Below are 20,166 nucleotides of genomic sequence, written 5' to 3'. Positions count from 1 at the left end.
TTTCCCCTGCTACCGCCCGCGCAGCTCCCGGTACGCGGCGACCAGCGCCCCGGTGGAGGAGTCCAGCCCGGACACCTCGCCGTCCCCGGTCAGCGCGGGCTCGACCCGCTTGGCGAGCACCTTCCCCAGCTCCACGCCCCACTGGTCGAACGAGTCGATGCCCCACACCGCGCCCTGCACGAACACCTTGTGCTCGTAGAGCGCGACGAGCTGGCCGAGCACCGACGGCGTCAGCTCGTGGGCGAGGATCGTGGTCGTCGGGTGGTTGCCCGGGAACGTCTTGTGCGCGACCAGGTCCTCCGGCACGCCCTCGGCCCGCACCTCGTCCGGCGTCTTGCCGAAGGCGAGGGCCTGGGTCTGCGCGAAGAAGTTGGCCATCAGCAGGTCGTGCTGGGCCTTCAGCCCGTCGCTCAGCTCGGCGGCCGGCCGGGCGAAGCCGATGAAGTCCGCCGGGATCAGCTTGGTGCCCTGGTGGATCAACTGGTAATACGCGTGCTGGCCGTTCGTCCCCGGCGTGCCCCACACCACCGGCCCGGTCTGCCACTGCACCTCGCGCCCGTCACGGGCGACGTACTTGCCGTTGGACTCCATGTCGAGCTGCTGGAGGTAGGCGGTGAACTTCGACAGGTAGTGGCTGTACGGCAGCACCGCGTGCGACTGCGCGTCGTGGAAGTTGCCGTACCAGATGCCCAACAGGCCCATCAGCAAGGGCACGTTGGCCTCGGCGGGCGCGGTGCGGAAGTGCTCGTCGACGATGCGGAAGCCGTCGAGCATCTCCCGGAAGCGGTCCGGGCCGATGGCGATCATCAGGGAGAGCCCGATCGCCGAGTCGTACGAGTAGCGTCCGCCGACCCAGTCCCAGAACTCGAACATGTTGGCCGTGTCGATGCCGAAGCCGGCGACCTTCTCGGCGTTGGTCGACAGGGCGACGAAGTGCTTGGCGACCGCCTTCTCATCGCCGCTCAGGCCGTCCAGCAGCCAGGAGCGCGCCGAGGTCGCGTTCGTGATCGTCTCGATGGTGGTGAACGTCTTGGACGCCACGATGAACAGCGTCTCGGCCGGTTCCAGGTCCCGGACCGCCTCGTGCAGGTCGGCGCCGTCGACGTTGGAGACGAACCGGACCGTCAGCTCGCGGTCGGTGAAGGCGCGCAGCGCCTCGTAGGCCATCGCCGGGCCGAGGTCGGAGCCGCCGATGCCGATGTTGACCACGTTGCGGATGCGCTTGCCGGTGTGGCCCTGCCACTCCCCCGAGCGGACCCGGTCGGCGAAGGCGGCCATCCTGTCGAGCACGGCGTGCACCTTGGGCACGACGTTCTCACCGTCGACCTCGATCACCGCGCCCCTCGGGGCGCGCAGCGCGGTGTGCAGCACCGCGCGGTCCTCGGTGGTGTTGATCTTCTCGCCGCGGAACATGGCGTCACGCAGCCCGAACACGTCGGTGGCGGCGGCCAGTTCCCGCAGCAGCCGCAGGGTGTCGTCGGTGACGAGGTGCTTGGAGTAGTCGACGTACAGGTCTCCCACCCGCAGCGTGCGGTCGGTGCCGCGCGACGGGTCGGCGGCGAACAGCTCGCGCAGCCGCACCTCGCCGAGCTCCTCGCGGTGCTTGGCCAGCGCGGTCCATTCGGCCCTCTGGTGGAGCCTGGTACGGCCGTCTGCGTTCATGTCGGTCTTCAGCCTTCTTCCTCAGGTGTCCCAGCTGTCCCGGCTGGTCCAACCTTATGGAGCGGTGCGGAAGAAGACCGACCGTGGGGGCTGGATCTCGGGCTAGATCTCGCCCCGCAGTTTGGCCAGCGCCTCGGCGAGGATGGCCTCGCCGTCCGCGTCGCTGCGGCGTTCGCGCACATAGGCCAGGTGGGTCTTGTAGGGCTCGGTGCGCGGCGGGTCCGGCGGATTGTCCCGGTCCTGTCCGGCGGGGAAGCCGCAGCGCGGGCAGTCCCAGGTCTCCGGGACCTGTGCGTCGCTCGCGAAGCTCGGCTGCGTCTCGTGTCCGTTGGAGCACCAGAAGGAGATGCGCAGACGCGGCGCGGACTCGCCGCGCTCGGCCTCGCCCATCGGCCCCGCCCCGACCCGGCTTCCCCGGATCGCGTTGCCACTTGCCACGGTCGTAACTCCCTGCGTGATGGTGCCGCGAAGCGAGTCGGCGTTTCGCTTCGCTGCGAGCGCCTCAGTCTACGTAAGGCCCAACGCGCGTCCAGTGATTGGAGTTACAAGCCCAAACGACAAGACGCAAGCCCCATGATAGGCGGCGCCGTGGGGCGCGTACCGGACATGGGGCTTTACGTGCTCGAGTGCGGGGTGGGTCAGTTGTTCGCCTTCATCAGCAGGCCGAGCACCATGATGCACGCGAACCAGAGCAGACCGACCACCACGGTGATCCGGTCGAGGTTGCGCTCGGCGACCGAGGAGCCGCCGACGGACGACTGCATGCCGCCCCCGAACATGTCGGAGAGGCCGCCGCCCTTCCCCTTGTGCATCAGCACCAGCAGCATCAGCAGCAGGCTGAAGACGATCAGGGCGATCGAGAACCCCAAAACCACGGCTGGACCAACTTCCTCGGATTCGGATGAACGACGGGGGCACGGTGACAGCAGGCCACCATGCCCCCGCAAGGGTACGACGTATCGCCGCTACGGCATACTCACCGGCCGATCTGCCGGACGGCGGGCCCGCGGGCCTACTGGTCGCGGAAGCGGACGATCTTGACGAACTCGTCCGAGTCCAGCGAGGCACCGCCGACCAGTGCACCGTCGATGTCGGCCTGCGACATGATCTCGGCGACGTTGCCGGACTTGACCGAGCCGCCGTACTGGATGCGGACCTTGTCGGCCAGCTCCTGGGAGTACAGCTCGGCGAGCTTGCCGCGGATGGCCGCGCAGACCTCCTGGGCGTCCTCGGCGCCGCACACCTTGCCGGTGCCGATGGCCCACACGGGCTCGTAGGCGATCACGATCGTCTCGGCCTGCTCGGCCGGGAGGTCCTTGAGACCGCCCTCGACCTGGGCGAGGGTGTGGGCGACGTGGTTGCCCGCCTCACGGACGTCCAGCTCCTCGCCGACGCACAGGATCGGGGTCAGGCCGTGCTTGTAGGCGGCCTTGACCTTGGCGTTCACCAGTTCGTCGGTCTCGGCGTGGTACTGCCGGCGCTCGGAGTGGCCGATCGCGACGTAGGTGCAGCGGAGCTTGGCCAGCATCGGGCCGGAGATCTCGCCGGTGTAGGCACCGCCGTCGTGGGCGGAGACGTCCTGGGCACCGTACTTGATCTTCAGCTTGTCGTGCTCGACCAGGGTCTGCACCGAGCGCAGGTCGGTGAAGGGGACGAGGACGGCGACCTCGACGGCGTCGTAGTCCTTGTCCGCGAGGGCGAAGGCGAGCTTCTGGACGTGGGCGATGGCCTCGAGGTGGTTGAGGTTCATCTTCCAGTTGCCCGCCATCAGCGGCGTGCGAGTGGTCATACGGGGTCAGTCCTCCAGTGCGGCGAGGCCGGGGAGCGTCTTGCCCTCGAGGTATTCGAGGGAGGCGCCGCCGCCGGTCGAGATGTGGCCGAATGCGTTCTCGTCGAAGCCGAGCGTCCGCACGGCCGCGGCGGAGTCGCCGCCGCCGACCACGGTGAAGCCCGGGGCGTCGACGAGGGCCTGGGCGACCGCTTTGGTGCCCTCGGCGTAGTCGGGGTGCTCGAAGACGCCCATCGGGCCGTTCCAGAAGACGGTGGCAGCGTCGGCGAGCTTCGAGGCGTACAGCTTGCGGGTCTCGGGACCGATGTCCAGACCCTCCTGGTCGGCCGGGATGGCGTCCGCCGCGACGGTGGCGGGGTGGGCCGGGGCCTTGGTCTTCAGGTCCGGGAACTCGGACGAGACCAGCACGTCGACCGGGAGGACCAGCTCGACGCCGTTCTTCTCGGCACGCTCCATGTACTCCTTGACGACCGGGATCTGGTCCTCCTGGAGGAGCGAGATGCCGACCTCGTGGCCCTGGGCCTTGAGGAAGGTGTACGCCATGCCGCCGCCGATGAGGAGCCGGTCGGCCTTGCCGAGCAGCTGGTCGATGACGGCGAGCTTGTCGGAGACCTTGGCACCGCCGAGGGCGACCACGTAGGGGCGCTGCACGTCGTCGGTGAGCTTCTTCAGGACGCCGACCTCGGTGGCGATGAGGTAGCCGGCGTAGTGCGGCAGCCGCTTCGGCAGGTCGAAGACGGAAGCGTGCTTGCGGTGCACCGCGCCGAAGCCGTCGCCGACGTAGACGTCCGCGAGGCCGGCCAGCTTGTCGGCGAAGGCGGCGCGCTCGGCGTCGTCCTTGCTGGTCTCGCCGGCGTTGAAGCGCAGGTTCTCGATGACGGCCACCCGGCCGTCGGCGAGGCCGGACACGACGGTCTCGGCGGAGGTGCCGACCGTGTCGTCGGCGAAGGCGACGTCGGCGCCGAGCAGCTCACCGAGGCGGGCCGCGGCCGGGGCGAGGGAGAAGGCCGGGTCCGGGGCGCCCTTGGGGCGGCCCAGGTGCGAGGCGACGATCACGCGCGCGCCCGCGTCGGCCAGGGCCTTGACGGTGGGCACCACGGCGCGGATACGGCCGTCGTCGGTGATGGTGGTGCCGTCCAGCGGCACGTTCAGGTCGGCGCGGACGAAGACGCGCTTGCCCGCGACGCCTTCGGAGAGCAGTTCGTCGATCGTCTTCAAGAGGGCTCCTGGATTCTCGGATCGCTCGTGATCCTACGAGGGCGGGTCGCTGCGGACGCGACGCAGGGCCCGGACAGCGCGGCCTTGCGCTGCCCGAGCCCTGGTGTCACATGCGAGGTGCCTGCTCCGGTCGGCTGCGGCCGGTCAGAGCTGGTTGCCGACGAAGACCGTGAGGTCGACGAGGCGGTTGGAGTAGCCCCACTCGTTGTCGTACCAGCCGATGACCTTCACGTTCTTGCCGTCCTGGACCATGGTCAGGGACGAGTCGAAGGTGCAGGACGCCGGGGCGTTGACGATGTCCGAGGAGACGATCGGGTCCTCGGTGTACTCCAGGATGCCCTTCAGCTCGCCCTCGGCGGCCTTCTGGAAGGCGGCGTTGACCTCTTCCTTGGTCACCTCGCGGCCCAGCTCCAGGACGAGGTCGGTGACCGAGCCGGTCGGGACCGGGACGCGCATGGCGATGCCGTCCAGCTTTCCCTTGAGCTGCGGGAGGACCAGCGCGGTGGCCTTGGCGGCACCCGTGGTGGTCGGGATGATGTTCTCCGCGGCGGCACGGGCGCGGCGCAGGTCCTTGTGCGGGAAGTCCAGGATGCGCTGGTCGTTCGTGTACGCGTGCACCGTCGTCATCAGGCCCTTGACGATGCCGAAGTTCTCGTCGAGGACCTTGGCCATCGGCGCCACGCAGTTGGTGGTGCAGGAGGCGTTGGAGATGACGTGGTGGTTGGCCGCGTCGTACTTGTCCTGGTTGACGCCCATCACGATGGTGACGTCCTCGTCCTTGGCCGGGGCCGAGATGAGGACCTTCTTCGCGCCGCCCGCGATGTGCTTCTCGGCGTCGGCCTTCTTGGTGAAGATGCCGGTCGACTCGATGACGATGTCGACACCCAGCTCGCCCCACGGGATGTCGGCGGGGTTGCGCTCGGCGAGGACCTTGAGGGTCTTGTCGCCGACGGTGATGGTGTCCTCGGTGTGCGAGACCTCGTACGGGAGGCGCCCGAGGATGGTGTCGTACTTCAGCAGATGGGCGGTGGTCGCGGTGTCACCCAGGTCGTTGACAGCCACGATCTCGATGTCTGCACCCTGCTCCAGCAGCGCGCGGAAGTAGTTACGACCGATGCGGCCAAAGCCGTTGATGCCTACGCGGATCGTCACGAACCGATCTCCTCGTTGGTACGCCGGCCCGATGTGCCGGCGAGCTGTATTTGGGATGTCCCCGACCACCACCGACCCTACCTCTCCGGGGCCTGAGGGGTGACATCGAGACGCCCCATACCCGGCAGGGCGGTCCGTACCCGTCAGTAGGGGTACGGACCGCCCCGGGCTACGGGGGACCGATCACCCGATTTCGTTACACCGTGCCAGTCCCCCGCGTCCCGGATTTCACTCGTCCAGGGCACGCAGCGCCTGTCGGAGCAGGGCCGTCCGGGCGGCCGGTTCGGTGAGGTGCTCCAGGCCGAAGCCCAGCAGGACGGTGTCGTCCGTGGTGACCGCGCCGTAGGTCTGGAACAGGGTCCCGGTGCGGGTCCAGTCCTTCAGCACGGCGGGGCTGCCCGCGGGCGGCCCGGCCACCCGCCAGGCGCCGAGCGAGGTCTCGAAGCCCTCGGTCTGCGTCGCCGTGCCGCCGACGACCAGCGAGGCCTCGTCGGCGAGGACGCCGCGCCCGCCGCTGCCCGGGTCGGTGACGTAGGCGATCGACACCTCGACGGACTTGCCGGCGTAGGCGCTCAGGTCGAACGCGACCTGCCGCCAGCCCGCGGAGGAGCCGGTGAGGCTGTTCCACTGCCCGGTCGTGCCGGTCGCGGTGCAGCCGTCGTCGGACGGGGTGAGGTAGTGCTCCAGCCAGGGGTGCTCGCCGACGTAGAAGCCGGCCGCGCACTCGGACGGTACGGCGGTGCCGGTCGCGCCACCCGCCTCGGGGAGCGTGGTCCAGTCGTCGGCGCCGGTGGTGTGCGCCTCGACCAGGGCGTGGTCGTACCCGCGCTCGGTGTCCCAGAGCAGCTGGGTGCGGAGCGTGGGGCGGTCGGCGGCGGTGACACCGGTGAGGTCGACGGTGCGGGTGAGGCGCTTGTAGGCGTCGTCGGTGTGGACCGCGGCGGCCATCCCCTGGCCCGCGTAGGGCCCGTACGGGTTGACCGTGCCGGCGAACTTCCCGGCGCCCTCGCTCGCGAACTGCGGGTAGGTGTCGGTGGGCAGCTCGTCCGAGGTGACGCTGTAGGTCCCGGCGGCGTCCAGCGGGTTGCCGGGCGCGGCGCCGAGCGCGCCGGCGGTGCCGGTGAGCTTTCCGGAGCCGGTGAAGCCGGTGGCGCCGGGGGACGAGGTGCGGGTGTAGGCGCCCAGGTAGTACTGGCTGAAGTCGTCGGACGGGTTGCCGCCGCCGAGGTCGACGCTGCCGCCGGCCCGCTCGCCGGCCTCGATCAGCCGGCCGCCCTCGTTGAGGAAGGCGCGCAGCTGGAGCTGTGTGGCGTTGCCGGGGACCGCGGCGCCGGTGTGGTGGACGACGGTGTCGAAGTGGGCGAGGACGCCGAGCGCGTCGGGCGCGCCCTGGGTGGCGACGTCCCAGACGGCCGCGCGCCTGCCGTTGGCCTTCAGGGCGTCCACGTAGGTCTGGGCCTGCGTGGCCTTCGCGCCCTCCTCGGCGACGACGAGGACGTCGGCGCGGGGCCGCTCGGCGATCGTGTAGGTGAAGTGCTCGCTCTCGGTCCGCTTCCCGTTCTTCGTCTCTCCGGTGAACCAGACCTCGACCTTGTCGCCGCGGTCGCCGTCCTTGACCTCGGCGCGGTACTCGTCGAAGTAGAGGTTGTCCTCACCGCCGTACCGCTCACCGCCCCGCCAGGGCTTCAGGGCCATGTCGTGGACACGCCCGCCGTTGACGCGGTACTTCAGCTCCTTGTCGCGCACCGACTTGCGTGCGACGACGGAGACCTCCTGGTCGGCGCCGCGCGAGTAGGACGTGGTGAAGGGGGCCGGGGTGAAGTCGGCGGCCTCCAGGCCGACCGCGGAGGACGGCCGGTCGGGGTGCGACGCGGACTCGGCGACGGAGAGCGCGAAGGGGATGTTCTTCGCGAACTCCTGCTGGATCAGCTTCTCGTCGTCGGGGAAGTTGAAGCCCGACTGGCAGTCGCCCGCGTTCCACTCGTCGTCGGGGTCCTGCTCGGAGATGGTCTGGCAGGTCGACATCTCCGGGGTGAACATCGCCATGCCATTGACGTTGGCCGCGTGGCCGTCCGCCTCGCCGTTGGTGGTGTACAGCTCCGAGGAGACCTGCGGGTGGTACCCGGGGATCGCGGAGTTCTCCGGCGTCCCGGCGAGCGCCTTGTAGAGGACGTCGTCCGGGGTGTTCGTGGCCACCTGCCAGCCGACCCCGTAGAGGAGCAGTTCGGCGGCGGAGTGGTAGTTGATGCCGTACGTGAACCCGATCCGCTTCTGGAAGGCGTCCAGGGCCTTGGTCTCGGGCTCGGAGTTGGGTCCGGCGCCCCGGTAGGTCTGGCTGGTGGGGTTGGGGGACGAGCCCTCGTCGTCGTAGCCCCACTTGTAGGCGAAGTTGCGGTTGAGGTCGACGCCGTCGCCGGTGCCGATGGCGCCGTCGCCGTTGTTGTCGCGCAGGTTCTTGCGCCACAGGCGGTTGTCGGTGTCCTCGAACGTGTAGTCGTACCCGTCGGGGTTGGCCGACAGGACGAACCACAGTTCGGTCGAGTCGACCAGCTTCTTGATCCGCCGGTCCTCGTCGTACTTGTCCAGGTAGTGGTGCATCAGCCGCCGGGTCATCTCCGGGGTGATCCACTCGCGCGCGTGCTGGTTGGACAGGTAGAGGACGGCGGGTTTGGCGCCGTCCTTCGTCTTCTTGGCGTTCTTGGTGAGCTTGAGCGCCAGGATGTCCTGGCCGTTCACCGTCCTGCCGATGGAGACGACCTTGGTGAGACGGGGGTTGGCCTGTGCGGTCCTGAGGATCTCCTCCTTGAGTCCGCCGTCGCCGCTGTACGGCCGGAACACGCCGTCGGCGGCCGCCTCGACGCGCTTCTCGGCCCGGGTGGACAGGGTGTGCTCGGTGAGGTCGACGCCCTGTTTCTCCAGCTTCCGGGCCTGCTGGTCGGTGAGGTAGACCTCGACGGTGGCGGTGCCCCGGTCGGGGACGCGCTCACCGAGTTCGTGGCCGTCCTGGCCGGCGGACAGCAGCAGGGGTACCTGCTCCTGGGTCACGTCGGCGCGGAAGACCTTCACCTCGTCCGTGTCCGCGGTCGCGGATTCGGCGGGTCGTGCCTGGGCGACGGGCGCGAAGCCCGCTCCGCCGAGCAGGAGTGCGCCGACGGCGAGGATCGATCTCGCTCTTCGTCTCATGAACCCCCCTAGATGGGGCCTGTCCGACAGGCCTGGGTTCGCCACAGCAGCGAACAGATGCCAGGCTCATGACAGCTCATGATCGAGTCAAGAGCGCCGCAAGGACACGCGGAAGCCGGCGCCGGTCACCCAAGTGGGCTCCGGCACCGGCTTATTGGCGGTTCTCGCGCGGGAGGGCGAGGAGTGGTGGGGCGAGGCGCGTTCGGCAGGCGGTGCTCGGTCAGCCGACGAGGTTGTCGGCCAGCTCCTCGCTGAGGTTGGCGTCCGTGCCCGGGATGCCGAGGTCCGAGGCCCGCTTGTCGGCCATCGCGAGCAGACGGCGGATGCGGCCGGCGACCGCGTCCTTGGTCAGCGGCGGGTCGGCGAGCGCGCCCAGCTCCTCCAGGGATGCCTGCTTGTGCTCCATGCGCAGCCGGCCCGCGGCCGCGAGGTGCTCGGGCACGTCGTCGGCGAGGATCTCCAGGGCCCGCTGGACCCGGGCGCCGGCGGCGACGGCCGCGCGGGCCGAGCGGCGCAGGTTGGCGTCGTCGAAGTTGGCGAGGCGGTTGGCGGTCGCCCGGACCTCGCGGCGCATCCGCCGCTCCTCCCAGGCCAGCACCGACTCGTGGGCGCCGAGCCGGGTGAGCAGCGCGCCGATCGCGTCGCCGTCGCGGACGACGACCCGGTCCACGCCCCGCACCTCACGGGCCTTGGCGGCGATCGACAGCCGGCGGGCGGCGCCGACCAGGGCGAGCGCGGCCTCCGGACCCGGGCAGGTCACCTCCAGGGAGGAGGAGCGGCCGGGCTCGGTCAGCGAGCCGTGCGCGAGGAAGGCCCCGCGCCAGGCCGCCTCGGCGTCGCAGGTGGCCCCCGAGACCACCTGCGGCGGCAGTCCCCGGATGGGCCGGCCCCGGCCGTCCACCAGGCCGGTCTGCCGGGCCAGCTGGTCACCGCCCGCGACCACCCGAACGACGTAACGCGATCCGCGGCGCAGCCCGCCCGGTGCCATCACGATCAGCTCGGAGCTGTGCCCGAAGATCTCCAGGATGTCCCGCTTGAGGCGGCGGGCCGCCATCGCGGTGTCCAGCTCCGCCTCGATCACGATGCGCCCGCTCACCAGGTGAAGGCCGCCGGCGAACCGCAGAACGGCGGAGACCTCCGCCTTTCTGCAGCAGGTCCGGGTGACGGGGAGCCGGGAGATCTCGTCCTTCACCGCTGCCGTCATCGCCATGGGCCGATCCTTCCATGCATCCGAAAAATACGGTCGTACGCGGCGGCCAGCTGCTCCGGGTCGTGCCTCGGGGTCCCGTCGGCCCGGGCGACCGGAGCCAGCTCGACCGCGGCGCCGAACCGTTTCGCGGCATCGGTGAGCGAGTCACGGTCGGGCACGGCGGCCTCGTCGGCCAGCACCACGTCCAGGGCGAGTTTAGGGGCGTGTCGTCCCAAAACCTCCAAATGACGCTGCGGGGAGAAGCCCTCGGTTTCTCCGGGCTGGGGGGCGAGGTTCAGCGAGAGCACCCGGCGGGCCTTCGTCTCGACCAGCGCGTCCAGCAGGTCGGGCACGAGCAGGTGCGGGATGACGGAGGAGAACCAGGAGCCGGGGCCGAGCACCACCCAGTCCGCGTCCAGGACGGCGTCGACCGCCTCGGGGACGGCCGGCGGGTCGTTCGGCACCAGGTGCACGGACTGCACCTCGCCGGGCGTGAGCGCCACGGTGGCCTGACCGCGCACCGTGTCCACCTCGTCGGGCCGGTCCGGGTCGTGGCCCCGGACCAGGGCCTGCAGCTCCAGCGGCACCGCCGACATGGGCAGCACCCGCCCGTGCGCGCCGAGCAGCTTGCCGACCAGGTCGAGGGCCTGGACGTGGTCCCCGAGCTGCTCCCACAGGGCGACGATCAGCAGGTTGCCGACGGCGTGCTCGTGCAGGTCGCCCTGGGACTGGAAGCGGTGCTGGATGACGCGGGCCCAGGTCTGGCCCCAGTCGTCGTCGCCGCACAGCGCGGCAAGCGCCTTGCGCAGGTCGCCGGGCGGCAGGACGCCCAGCTCGTCGCGCAGGCGCCCGCTGGAGCCGCCGTCGTCGGCCACGGTGACGACGGCGGTGAGGTCGCCGGTGATCCGGCGCAGTGCGGCGAGCGAGGCGGACAGACCCATGCCGCCGCCGAGGGCGACGACCTTGGGCTGGGCACCCCGGCGGCGCGGCCTGGCACCGCGCGCCTGTTCGGGCCGGGCGGCCCGGGCCTCGGCGGGCCTGCCGCCGCGTCCCTCGGGCACCACCCGGCGCAGCCTGCTCAGCCGCGGAGTACGTCCTGTCATTCCCGTCCCATGTCCCGGTGGACGACCACCGTCTCCACGCCCTCGGCGGCGAGCCGGGCGGCGAGCTTCTCCGACATGGCCACGGACCGGTGCTTGCCGCCGGTGCAGCCGACGGCGACGGTCACATAGCGCTTGCCCTCCCGACGGTAACCCGCGGCGATCATCTGGAGCAGTTCGGTGTACCGGTCGAGGAACTCCTTGGCCCCGGGCTGGTTCAGGACGTAGGAGGACACCTCCTCGTTCAGGCCGGTGAACGGGCGCAGCTCGGGCACCCAGTGCGGATTGGGCAGGAAGCGCATGTCGACGACCAGGTCGGCGTCGACCGGCAGGCCGTACTTGAAGCCGAAGGACATGACGGTGGCCCGCAGCTCGGGCTCCTCGTCGCCGGCGAACTGGGCGTCCATCTTGGCGCGCAGCTCGTGCACGTTGAGGCTGGAGGTGTCGATCACCAGGTCGGCGTCGCCGCGCAGCTCGCGCAGCAGTTCCCGTTCGGCGGCGATGCCGTCGACGATGCGGCCGTCGCCCTGGAGGGGGTGCGGGCGGCGCACCGACTCGAAACGGCGCACCAGCGCCTCGTCGGAGGACTCCAGGAAGACGATCCGCCGGGTGACGCCGCGCGAGTCGAGGTCCGCGAGGGACTCGCGCAGGTTGTCGAAGAAGCGCCGGCCGCGGACGTCGACGACGACCGCGATCCGCGCCACGTTGCCCTGCGAGCGGGCGCCGAGCTCCACCATGGTGGGGATCAGCGCGGGCGGGAGGTTGTCGACGACGAACCAGCCGAGGTCCTCCAGACACTTGGCGGCCGTCGAGCGGCCGGCCCCGGACATGCCGGAGATGATCACCAGCTCGGGGATGGCCGCCTCGTGCGCCCCGGCTGTTTCCTTGCCCGTACTCACCTGTGCTCCGTCGTTCTGGCGCCGCTCCGGGCCGGCCGCCTGCGCGCCCGAGTCCTGGCCGGCCGTGCCGTGGGCCTGTTCTCGTCCCGCTGTGGGCTGTGCCTCGTGCTCGGTCATGTCTCCTGCCCCCGTCGTTCGTCCGGGGTGCCCGCGGTCACGGGCTCCCCCGGGGCATCCGCCGTCGTCTCGGGTGCCCCGTCCTCGTCATCCATGATCTCTCCGGTCGCCGTGTTCACGGCGGGTGCGGCCGGGGTGGCCCCGGCGAGGGCCACGGCCACGGTCTCCGCCGTCTTGCGGCCTATGCCGGGTACCTCGCAGATCTGGTCGATCGTCGCCGACCGCAGCTTCTTCACGGAACCGAAGTGCTTGATCAGCGCCTGCTTGCGGGTCTCCCCGAGACCCGGCACGTCGTCCAGCGGGCCGGCGCGGAAGCGCTTGGACCGCTTGGCGCGCTGGTAGGTGATCGCGAAGCGGTGGGCCTCGTCGCGGACCCGCTGGAGCAGGTACAGGCCCTCGCTGGTGCGGGGCAGGACGACCGGGTCGTCGTCCCCGGGCAGCCACACCTCCTCCAGGCGCTTGGCGAGGCCGCAGACGGCGATGTCGTCGATGCCCAGCTCGTCCAGCGCCCGCTGGGCCGCCGCGACCTGCGGCCGGCCGCCGTCCACGACGACGAGCTGGGGCGGGTAGGCGAAGCGCTTGGGGCGGCCGTCGTCGTCCTTGAGGGCGGGACCCTCGATGAGGAACTCACCGTCCTCGGCGGCCGGGCCGTCCGTCGCGGCCCGGCCGTCCATGGCGACCTGGCTGTCCGGGGCGGACGGGCCGGTCCCGGTGGCACCGGTCGGGGAGGTCCGTTCCTCGCCGTCCGCCCACTCGCCGGTCCTCTCCTTCTCGGCGAGGTAGCGGCGGAAGCGGCGCGTGATGACCTCGTGCATGGAACGGACGTCGTCCTGTCCACGGAAGCCCTTGATCTGGAACCGCCGGTATTCGCTCTTCCGGGCCAGTCCGTCCTCGAAGACGACCATCGAGGCCACGACGTCGTCGCCCTGGAGGTGCGAGATGTCGTAGCACTCGATCCGCAGCGGGGCGCTGTCCAGGCCGAGGGCGTCGGCGATCTCCTCCAGGGCACGCGAGCGCGTCGTCAGGTCGGAGGCACGCTTGGTCTTGTGCAGGACGAGCGCCTGCTGGGCGTTGCGCTGGACGGTCTCCATCAGCGCCTTCTTGTCGCCGCGCTGCGGGATGCGCAGCGAGACACCCGACCCGCGGCGGTCGGTCAGCCACTGCTGGACGGGCTCCACGGGATCGGGCAGGGCCGGGACCAGCACCTCTTTGGGCACGGCGTCCCCGGTCTCCTCCCCGTACAACTGCTGGAGGGCGTGCTCGACGAGGGCGCCGGTGGTGATCTCCTCCACCTTGTCCGTGACCCAGCCGCGCTGGCCGCGCACGCGTCCGCCGCGCACGTGGAAGATCTGGACGGCCGCCTCCAGCTCGTCCTCGGCGACCGCGATCAGGTCGGCGTCGGTGGCGTCGGCCAGCACGACCGCGCTCTTCTCCATGGCCTTCTTCAGGGCCCCGATGTCGTCGCGCAGGCGCGCCGCCCGCTCGTACTCCATCTCCTCGGCCGCGTCGGCCATCCGCCGCTCCAGACGGCGCAGGTACGTGCCGGTGCGGCCGGCCATGAAGTCGCAGAACTCCTCGGCCAGCTCCCGGTGGTCCTCGGCGGAGATCCGCTCCACGCAGGGCGCCGAGCACTTGCCGATGTAGCCGAGCAGGCAGGGGCGGCCGGTACGGGCGGCGTTCTTGAAGACTCCGGCGGAGCAGGTGCGCACCGGGAAGACGCGCAGCAGGAGGTCGACCGTGTCGCGGATCGCCCAGGCGTGCCCGTACGGCCCGAAGTACCGCACGCCCTTCTTCTTGTGTCCGCGCATCACCTGCACGCGCGGGAACTCCTCGTTCATCGTCACCGCGAGGTACGGGTAGCTCTTGTCGTCGCGGTACTTGACGTTGAACCGGGGGTCGTACTCCTTGATCCAGGAGTACTCCAGCTGGAGCGCCTCGACCTCCGTGGACACCACCGTCCACTCCACGGACGCGGCCGTGGTGACCATCGTGCGGGTGCGGGGGTGCAGGTTCGCCAGGTCCTGGAAGTAGTTCGCCAGGCGCTGGCGCAGGCTCTTCGCCTTTCCGACGTAGATCACCCGGCGGTGCTCGTCACGGAACCTGTACACCCCCGGGGAGTCCGGGATCTCTCCCGGCCTGGGGCGGTAGCTGGAGGGGTCGGCCATGACTCACACCCTACTGGCGGGGACCGACACTCCGGCGGGCCGTGGGCGGCCCCCGCCCCGGGGCGGGAGGAGACGGTGCGGGGCCGGGCGGTCACGCCGGGTGCCCTCGGGACGCCGGGCCGGTGTGTTCTCGGCCAGGAGCGTGTCGCAGTAGGGCTTCAGGTGTTGTCGGGACTAGATCAACACGCTTCAATGCGGGGGGACTCGGGGCCCAGAAGCGCGGCGTACGGATGTGAAGACCCCTGTGCCGCGACCGGGGGGCGGCCCCGGTCGATCCACGTCGACGGTCTGACCAGCCGTCGTGTCCTTCACAGAGAGGCCCCTGCATGCCGCACGCCACCCAGCACCTGGACGTCGTCACCGCGGAACTCGACTCGGCCCTGCGCGGTGGTCCCTTCCACGTGGCCCTGCGTGCCGCGATCGCCGCTCGCGGCCTGCCGCTGCAGCGCGTGCAGCACCACCTGTCGCGCCACGGTGTGAAGGTGGGCGTCACGAGTCTGAGCTACTGGCAGCAGGGTGCCCGGCGTCCGCAGCGTCCGGAGTCGCTGCGGGCGGTGCGGGCCCTGGAGGAGATACTCCAGCTGCCCGAGGAGTCGCTGATCCGCCTGCTCGCCGAGGCCGGCGAGGGCATCCCCGACCAGGGGCCCGCGGCGCGCTCCTACCGCTCCTTCATGGCGGCCTCCGGTGTGCTGGACCGGCTGCTGGCCGAGCTGGACCATTCGTCGCCGGACGGCGGACTCCACGCCCTCGGACACCACGAACGCGTCCGGATCGGGCCGGGCCGTGAGCTGGCCGCCCGCGAGTCGCAGCACATCGTCCGCGCCCACCGCGACGGCGTGGACCGCTTCGTCGCCGTCCACCACGGCGAACCGGGCTGCGCTCCCGCGCGGATGACCGTCCACGCGCTGGAGAACTGCCGTACGGGCCGGGTCCGCACCCACCACGACACCGGTGTGCTCGTGACCGAGCTGCTCTTCGACACGCGGCTGACGGCCGGCGACACGTATCTCTTCCGCTACGGCGTCGAGGACGGCACCGCCGGGGTGTCCCGCGAGTACGTGCGCGGGTTCGCCTCGGCGGGCGGGCAGTACGCGCTCCAGGTGCGGTTCGACGCCGCGGCCCTGCCGGTGCGCTGCCACCGGTTCACCCAGCACTCGCCGGCGGCACCGCGCGGCGGCCGGCAGGAGCTGGCCCTCAGCGACCGGCACCGCTCGGTGCACCTCGTGGAACCGCGGGTGCGGTCCGGGATGCTGGGGATCGGGTGGGACTGGGAGTGAGCGGACGCCCGCGGCCGCCCCGGACCGGACGGGTTCCGAGCCGGGCGCGGTGAGGCGGGGCCGGTCAGGTACGGCGTGGGGCAGGGCCGGGTCAGGTGCGGCGTGGGGCAGGGCCGGTCAGGTGCCGGGGCTCGCGACGATCCGGCCCTGCTTCACCTCGACCGGCAGTTCGATGAGGGGCACGGTCGCGGGGGCGTGCAGCACCTCGCCGGTCCGGGCGTCGAACTCGCTGCCGTGACAGGGGCAGACCAGCTTCGTCCCCTCCAGCTTCCTGATGGGGCACCCCGCGTGCGTGCAGACCGTGCTGAACGCCTTCAGGGTGCCGTCGTCACTCCGGCTGACCACCACGTTCTGGTCCCGGTAGAGCTTGGTCGCGCCCTTGGCGACCTCGCCGTCCGTTCCCAGGTCGACGGGCGCGGTCGGCCTGGCCGGGGCGGCGCCGTCGTCGCCCGGTGAGCAGGCGGCCAGACCGAGTCCGGCGACGGGGGTGAGGGCCGCCGAGCGCAGGACGGTACGGCGGCTCGGGGCGGGACGGCCGGGCATGGTGTCTCCACTGGTCAAGGTGTGTACGGGGCGACGATATCCGGCGACCGGAGCCCCTCCGCGCGGTGGGTCGCGCGGAGGCGAGGGCTCGGGGAGGTCGCGGAGGGGAGGACGCGGGGAGAGGACGTAAACGCTTGCGCAAGCGTTTACGCGCCTGCCCCGGATGCGGTACGGTCCCGGCCGGTGACGCGCGGAAGACCCGGAACGCCCGGAGCACCCCGGAGCCCCGGAGCCCCCGGAGCGCGAGAGCACGCGGAAGGAGCCGCCGATGGCGACCATGGCCGATGTGGCGCGGAGCGCCGGGGTCTCCGTGGCGACCGTCTCGCACGTGCTCAACGACACCCGTCCCGTGCTGCCGCACACCCGCCAGGCGGTGCTGGACGCCGTCGAGGAACTCGGTTACACCCCGAACACCCTCGCCCGCTCCCTGGTGACCTCGCGCACGCGCTCCATCGGGCTGGCGGTGTCGGCCATCAGCAACCCTTACTTCACGGAGATCCTCCAGGGCGTCGAGTCCGCCGCCCTGGAAAGCGGCTACGGCCTGCTCATCGCCGACCCGCACGACGACCCCGGACACGAGCGCGAGGTCGTCCGGATGCTGCACGAGCGGCGGGTGGACGGCCTGATCGTCGCGCCCTCCGCCGACCCGCGCGAGCTCGTCGCCTATCTCGGCCGCCACCGTGTGCCGACCGTGTTCCTCGACCGGGCCGTGGACATCCCGGAGGGCGCGGGCGCTCCGCGCTTCGACCAGGTCGGTGCCGAGGGCGCCGAGCCGACGGCCCTGCTGGTCACGCATCTCGCCGGGCTCGGCCACCGCAGGATCGGCCTGGTCGCGGGCCGGCCGGGGCTCAGCACGACGCGCGAACGGATCACCGGGTACCGGCACGGCCTGGCCGCCGCCGGGCTGCCCCATGACGAACGGCTCCTGGTGCACGGCGACTCCGAGGCGGCAGGCGGCGAACGGGCCACCGACGCCCTGCTGTCCCTGGCGGTGCCGCCCACCGCGCTGGTCACCGCCAACAACGCGATGACCATCGGCGCGCTGCGGGCCCTGCGGGAGCACGGTCTGTCCGTGCCCGACGACCTCGCGCTGTGCTGTTTCGACGACTTCGCCTGGGCGGACCTCTTCTCCCCCCGGCTCACGGCCGTGGCGCAGCCCAGCAGGGAGCTGGGCGCGCGAGCCGTCCGCCTGCTGCTGGACCGCCTCGCCGTGCCGGACCGGCCCGCGCGGACCGTGCGGCTGCCCTGCGCCTTCGTCCACCGCACCTCGTGCGGCTGCCCCGAGCGGGCCCCCGCAAAGGCTCACGAAAGGACACTCCCGTGATCGTCGTCGCCGGTGAGGCACTCATCGACCTGGTACCGCAGGGCACGGGCGCCCTCGCCGCGCTGCGGCCGGCGCTCGGCGGCGGGCCGTACAACACGGCCGTCGCGCTGGGCCGGCTCGGCTCCCCCACCGCCTTCTGCTCCCGGGTGTCGTCCGACGCCTTCGGCGAGGCGCTGCTGGACCGGCTGCGCGAGACGGGCGTGGACGTCTCACCCGTCCAGCGCGGGGCCGAGCCCACGACCCTCGCCGTGGCCTCGGTGGACGCGGACGGTTCCGCCGCGTACTCCTTCTACGTGGACGGGACGGCGGACCGGCTGTTCTCGGTGCCCACCGCGCTCCCGTCCGGCACCCGCGCGGTGTCCTTCGGGACCTGCTCCCTGGTCCTGGAACCGGGCGCGAGCGCGTACGAGGAGCTGCTGCGCCGGACGGCGGCGCGGGGCGTCTTCACGGCGCTGGACCCGAACATCCGCGCCGGGCTGATCCCGGACCCGGACGCCTACCGCGCCCGGTTCAGGAGCTGGCTGCCCTCGGTGTCGCTGCTGAAGCTGTCCGCCGAGGACGCCGAGTGGCTCGGCGGCACGCCCCGGGAGTGGCTGGCGGCGGGCCCGGCGGCCGTCGTGGTCACCCGGGGCGGCGCGGGGCTGACGGCGTTCACCCGCGACGGGGCCGAGTACACCGTGCCCGGCGAGCGGGTCGAGGTGGTGGACACGATCGGCGCGGGCGACACGGTGAACGCGGCACTGCTGCACGGCCTCGCGGCCCGCGGCGCACTCGGCGACGCGGCGGTGGCCGCCCTGGGCGCGGAAGGCTGGGCGTCACTGCTCGGCTTCGCCGCCCGCGCGGCGGCGGTCACCTGCTCGCGCGCGGGGGCGGAGCCGCCGTTCGCCCACGAGGTGGCCTGACCGTCACCGGACCGGCCCGCCCTCCAGGTGCTCAGCCGGCCGACCGTACGGCCCGCAGACCGCCGGGGCGGCGGCCGTCGAGGCGGTCAAGGGCGGCGGCCGTGGCATCGTCCGCGGGCAGGTGCACGACGAGGCGCTGGCCCTCCTCGGGGAGCACGAGCGTCTCGTGCAGCAGCCGCAGCGGTCCGGCCTGCGGGTGCTCGACCCGCTGGGTGCCGACGCGTCGCGGGGCCGTGCCGAGGTCGGCGAACCGGTCGGCGAAGGGGGCCCCCGCCGTCACCGTCAGCTCGTCGGCCAGTTCGGTCACGTTCGGATCGCGCAGCGGGGCCTCGTGCCGGAGCTGGGCGACCAGGTCGTCGGCCACACGGTCCCAGTCGGGGTAGGCGGCGCGGGCGCGCTCGTCGGTGAACAGGTACCGGAGCAGGTTGGGCCGCTCCTCGTCGAGCAGCCCGATCGGGCCGGTCAGCCGCGCGTAGCCGCCGGTGTGGGCGAGGACGTCACCGATCCAGTTCAGCACCACGGCGGGGGCGGGCTCCAGCCGTTCCAGTACGGCCCGCACGGTGGGGCGCGCGGTCCTGCTGAGCGGCGGGGCGGCGGCGCACAGCAGCGGGTCGCCGCCGTCGGCCTCCTTCGTCAGGCGGCGCAGCAGCGTCCGGTCCCGCAGCGACAGGTGCAGCGCGTCGGCGAGAGCGCCGAGGACCTGGACGGACGGGTTGCGGTCGCGCCCCTGCTCCAGCCGGGTCAGGTACTCGACGCTGACGCCGGCGAGCGTGGCCAGTTCGGCGCGGCGCAGACCCGGGGTGCGGCGGCGGGGGCCCGCGGGGAGCCCCACCTCGGCGGGGGTGACGGACTCACGCCAGGTCCGCAGGTACGTGCCCAACTCGTTGTCGCTCACGTCTGGAACGTACCAACACGGGCGGGCCGGAGGGTGGCCCTGCGACTACCACGCTCGAGGCGGTCTCCCTGTACGGGCGCGGCGCGCCCAGGGTGGAGGACATGACGAATGACACCGCCACCACAGCCACCACAGCCGCCACCACGGCCACCACCGTCGGCACAGCCGCAGCCGCGCCCGCAGCCGCACCCGCCGCCGCGACCGGTCCCGCCCTTCCGCTCGGCCCCGGCGAGTGGACGCTGGACCCGTTCCACTCCGCCGTGAACTTCACCATCCGCCACCTCGGCATCGCCAAGGTGCGGGGGCGCTTCAGCGGTGTGCGGGCCGGTCTGTTCGTGGGCGAGCGGATCGAGGACGTGCGGGTGTCCGCGACGATCGACCTGGCGTCCATCGACACCGGCAACGCCGACCGGGACGCGCACGTACGCGCCTCCGACCTGCTCGACGTGGCGAAGCGGCCGACGATGACCTTCCGTTCGACCCGGGTGTCGGGCGAGGGTGAGGACTGGACCATGGAGGGCGAGCTGACCATCGGTGACGTGACCCGCCCGGTGTCGCTCGCCGTGGAGTTCGGCGGGCTGGGAGCCATGCCCGGCGGCGACGGCCGGCACGCCGGGTTCGAGGCGTCGGGTGAGATCCGGCGCAGTGAGTTCGGTCTGGACTTCGCTCCGGGGCTGCTCGGAGAGGTCGTGAAGATCCAGCTCGACATGCAGTTCGTGGAACCGGCGGGTGCCTGAGCGCGCGGAGTGCG

The 20,166-nt window shown here is 71.9% G+C and carries 17 protein-coding genes; 4 read left to right on the top strand and 13 right to left on the bottom strand.

The features are described 5' to 3' along the window. Positions 1-9: 9 nt before the first annotated feature. From pgi to uvrC, 11 genes are all read right to left on the bottom strand, one after another. Positions 10-1,662: a glucose-6-phosphate isomerase gene (pgi, locus tag ACFIF2_RS12205; protein ID WP_395572608.1), complete on the bottom strand. Its 1,653-nt coding sequence runs from the start codon at positions 1,660-1,662 to the stop codon at positions 10-12. 102 nt (positions 1,663-1,764) lie between these two features. Then, positions 1,765-2,100: an RNA polymerase-binding protein RbpA gene (locus ACFIF2_RS12200; protein WP_003976875.1), complete on the bottom strand. Its 336-nt coding sequence runs from the start codon at positions 2,098-2,100 to the stop codon at positions 1,765-1,767. Positions 2,101-2,300: 200 nt separating this feature from the next. Beyond that, positions 2,301-2,537, bottom strand: coding sequence for a preprotein translocase subunit SecG (gene secG / locus ACFIF2_RS12195; protein ID WP_079160504.1), 237 nt, complete (start codon positions 2,535-2,537; stop codon positions 2,301-2,303). 137 nt (positions 2,538-2,674) lie between these two features. After that, entirely contained in the window at positions 2,675-3,451 is a 777-nt protein-coding gene (tpiA, locus tag ACFIF2_RS12190) for a triose-phosphate isomerase (RefSeq protein WP_272585258.1), read from the bottom strand. A gap of 6 nt (positions 3,452-3,457) precedes the next feature. Continuing rightward, entirely contained in the window at positions 3,458-4,669 is a 1,212-nt protein-coding gene (locus tag ACFIF2_RS12185; RefSeq protein WP_395572607.1) for a phosphoglycerate kinase, read from the bottom strand. Positions 4,670-4,813: 144 nt separating this feature from the next. Beyond that, positions 4,814-5,821, bottom strand: a complete 1,008-nt coding sequence (gap, locus tag ACFIF2_RS12180) for a type I glyceraldehyde-3-phosphate dehydrogenase (protein WP_395572606.1) — start codon at positions 5,819-5,821, stop codon at positions 4,814-4,816. A 228-nt stretch (positions 5,822-6,049) separates the two neighbouring features. After that, positions 6,050-9,004, bottom strand: a complete 2,955-nt coding sequence (locus ACFIF2_RS12175; protein ID WP_395572605.1) for a M14 family zinc carboxypeptidase — start codon at positions 9,002-9,004, stop codon at positions 6,050-6,052. 220 nt (positions 9,005-9,224) lie between these two features. Continuing rightward, positions 9,225-10,214, bottom strand: a complete 990-nt coding sequence (gene whiA / locus ACFIF2_RS12170) for a DNA-binding protein WhiA (RefSeq protein ID WP_395572604.1) — start codon at positions 10,212-10,214, stop codon at positions 9,225-9,227. Further along, positions 10,205-11,296 carry a uridine diphosphate-N-acetylglucosamine-binding protein YvcK gene (gene yvcK, locus ACFIF2_RS12165; RefSeq protein WP_395572603.1) on the bottom strand — a complete coding sequence of 364 codons (1,092 nt, stop codon included), beginning with the start codon at positions 11,294-11,296 and terminating at the stop codon, positions 10,205-10,207. Before yvcK ends, whiA begins: the two co-directional genes overlap by 10 nt. Continuing rightward, on the bottom strand, positions 11,293-12,309 hold the full coding sequence (gene rapZ, locus ACFIF2_RS12160) for an RNase adapter RapZ (protein WP_395572602.1): 1,017 nt from the start codon (positions 12,307-12,309) through the stop codon (positions 11,293-11,295). The genes yvcK and rapZ overlap by 4 nt, the downstream gene beginning before the upstream one ends. Further along, positions 12,306-14,474 (bottom strand): excinuclease ABC subunit UvrC, encoded by a 2,169-nt coding sequence (gene uvrC / locus ACFIF2_RS12155; RefSeq protein ID WP_395572601.1) that lies wholly within the window; start codon positions 14,472-14,474, stop codon positions 12,306-12,308. The genes rapZ and uvrC overlap by 4 nt, the downstream gene beginning before the upstream one ends. Positions 14,475-14,800: 326 nt before the next feature. On the opposite strand from uvrC, the gene ACFIF2_RS12150 reads away from it, so the two are divergent. Next, the gene (locus ACFIF2_RS12150) at positions 14,801-15,751 is read left to right on the top strand and encodes a hypothetical protein (RefSeq protein ID WP_395572600.1); all 951 of its coding nucleotides are present in this window, start codon (positions 14,801-14,803) and stop codon (positions 15,749-15,751) included. A 117-nt stretch (positions 15,752-15,868) separates the two neighbouring features. On the opposite strand, the gene ACFIF2_RS12145 is transcribed toward ACFIF2_RS12150, so the two are convergent. Then, positions 15,869-16,294, bottom strand: a complete 426-nt coding sequence (locus ACFIF2_RS12145) for a Rieske 2Fe-2S domain-containing protein (protein WP_395572599.1) — start codon at positions 16,292-16,294, stop codon at positions 15,869-15,871. 268 nt (positions 16,295-16,562) lie between these two features. Between ACFIF2_RS12145 and ACFIF2_RS12140 the strand changes: the two genes are divergently transcribed. Continuing rightward, the gene (locus tag ACFIF2_RS12140) at positions 16,563-17,618 is read left to right on the top strand and encodes a LacI family DNA-binding transcriptional regulator (protein WP_395572598.1); all 1,056 of its coding nucleotides are present in this window, start codon (positions 16,563-16,565) and stop codon (positions 17,616-17,618) included. Further along, on the top strand, positions 17,615-18,520 hold the full coding sequence (locus ACFIF2_RS12135; protein ID WP_395572597.1) for a carbohydrate kinase: 906 nt from the start codon (positions 17,615-17,617) through the stop codon (positions 18,518-18,520). Before ACFIF2_RS12140 ends, ACFIF2_RS12135 begins: the two co-directional genes overlap by 4 nt. 31 nt (positions 18,521-18,551) lie before the next feature. Here ACFIF2_RS12135 and ACFIF2_RS12130 read toward each other — a convergent pair whose 3' ends face one another. Next, on the bottom strand, positions 18,552-19,415 hold the full coding sequence (locus ACFIF2_RS12130) for a helix-turn-helix domain-containing protein (RefSeq protein ID WP_395572596.1): 864 nt from the start codon (positions 19,413-19,415) through the stop codon (positions 18,552-18,554). 101 nt (positions 19,416-19,516) lie between these two features. On the opposite strand from ACFIF2_RS12130, the gene ACFIF2_RS12125 reads away from it, so the two are divergent. Then, positions 19,517-20,152: a YceI family protein gene (locus ACFIF2_RS12125; protein WP_395572595.1), complete on the top strand. Its 636-nt coding sequence runs from the start codon at positions 19,517-19,519 to the stop codon at positions 20,150-20,152. Positions 20,153-20,166: the final 14 nt, after the last annotated feature.

It is taken from the genome of Streptomyces sp. BK79, assembly GCF_044142145.1.
In the GTDB taxonomy this organism is placed as follows: Bacteria; Actinomycetota; Actinomycetes; order Streptomycetales; family Streptomycetaceae; genus Streptomyces.
This window is presented reverse-complemented; position numbering and strand designations above follow the sequence as displayed.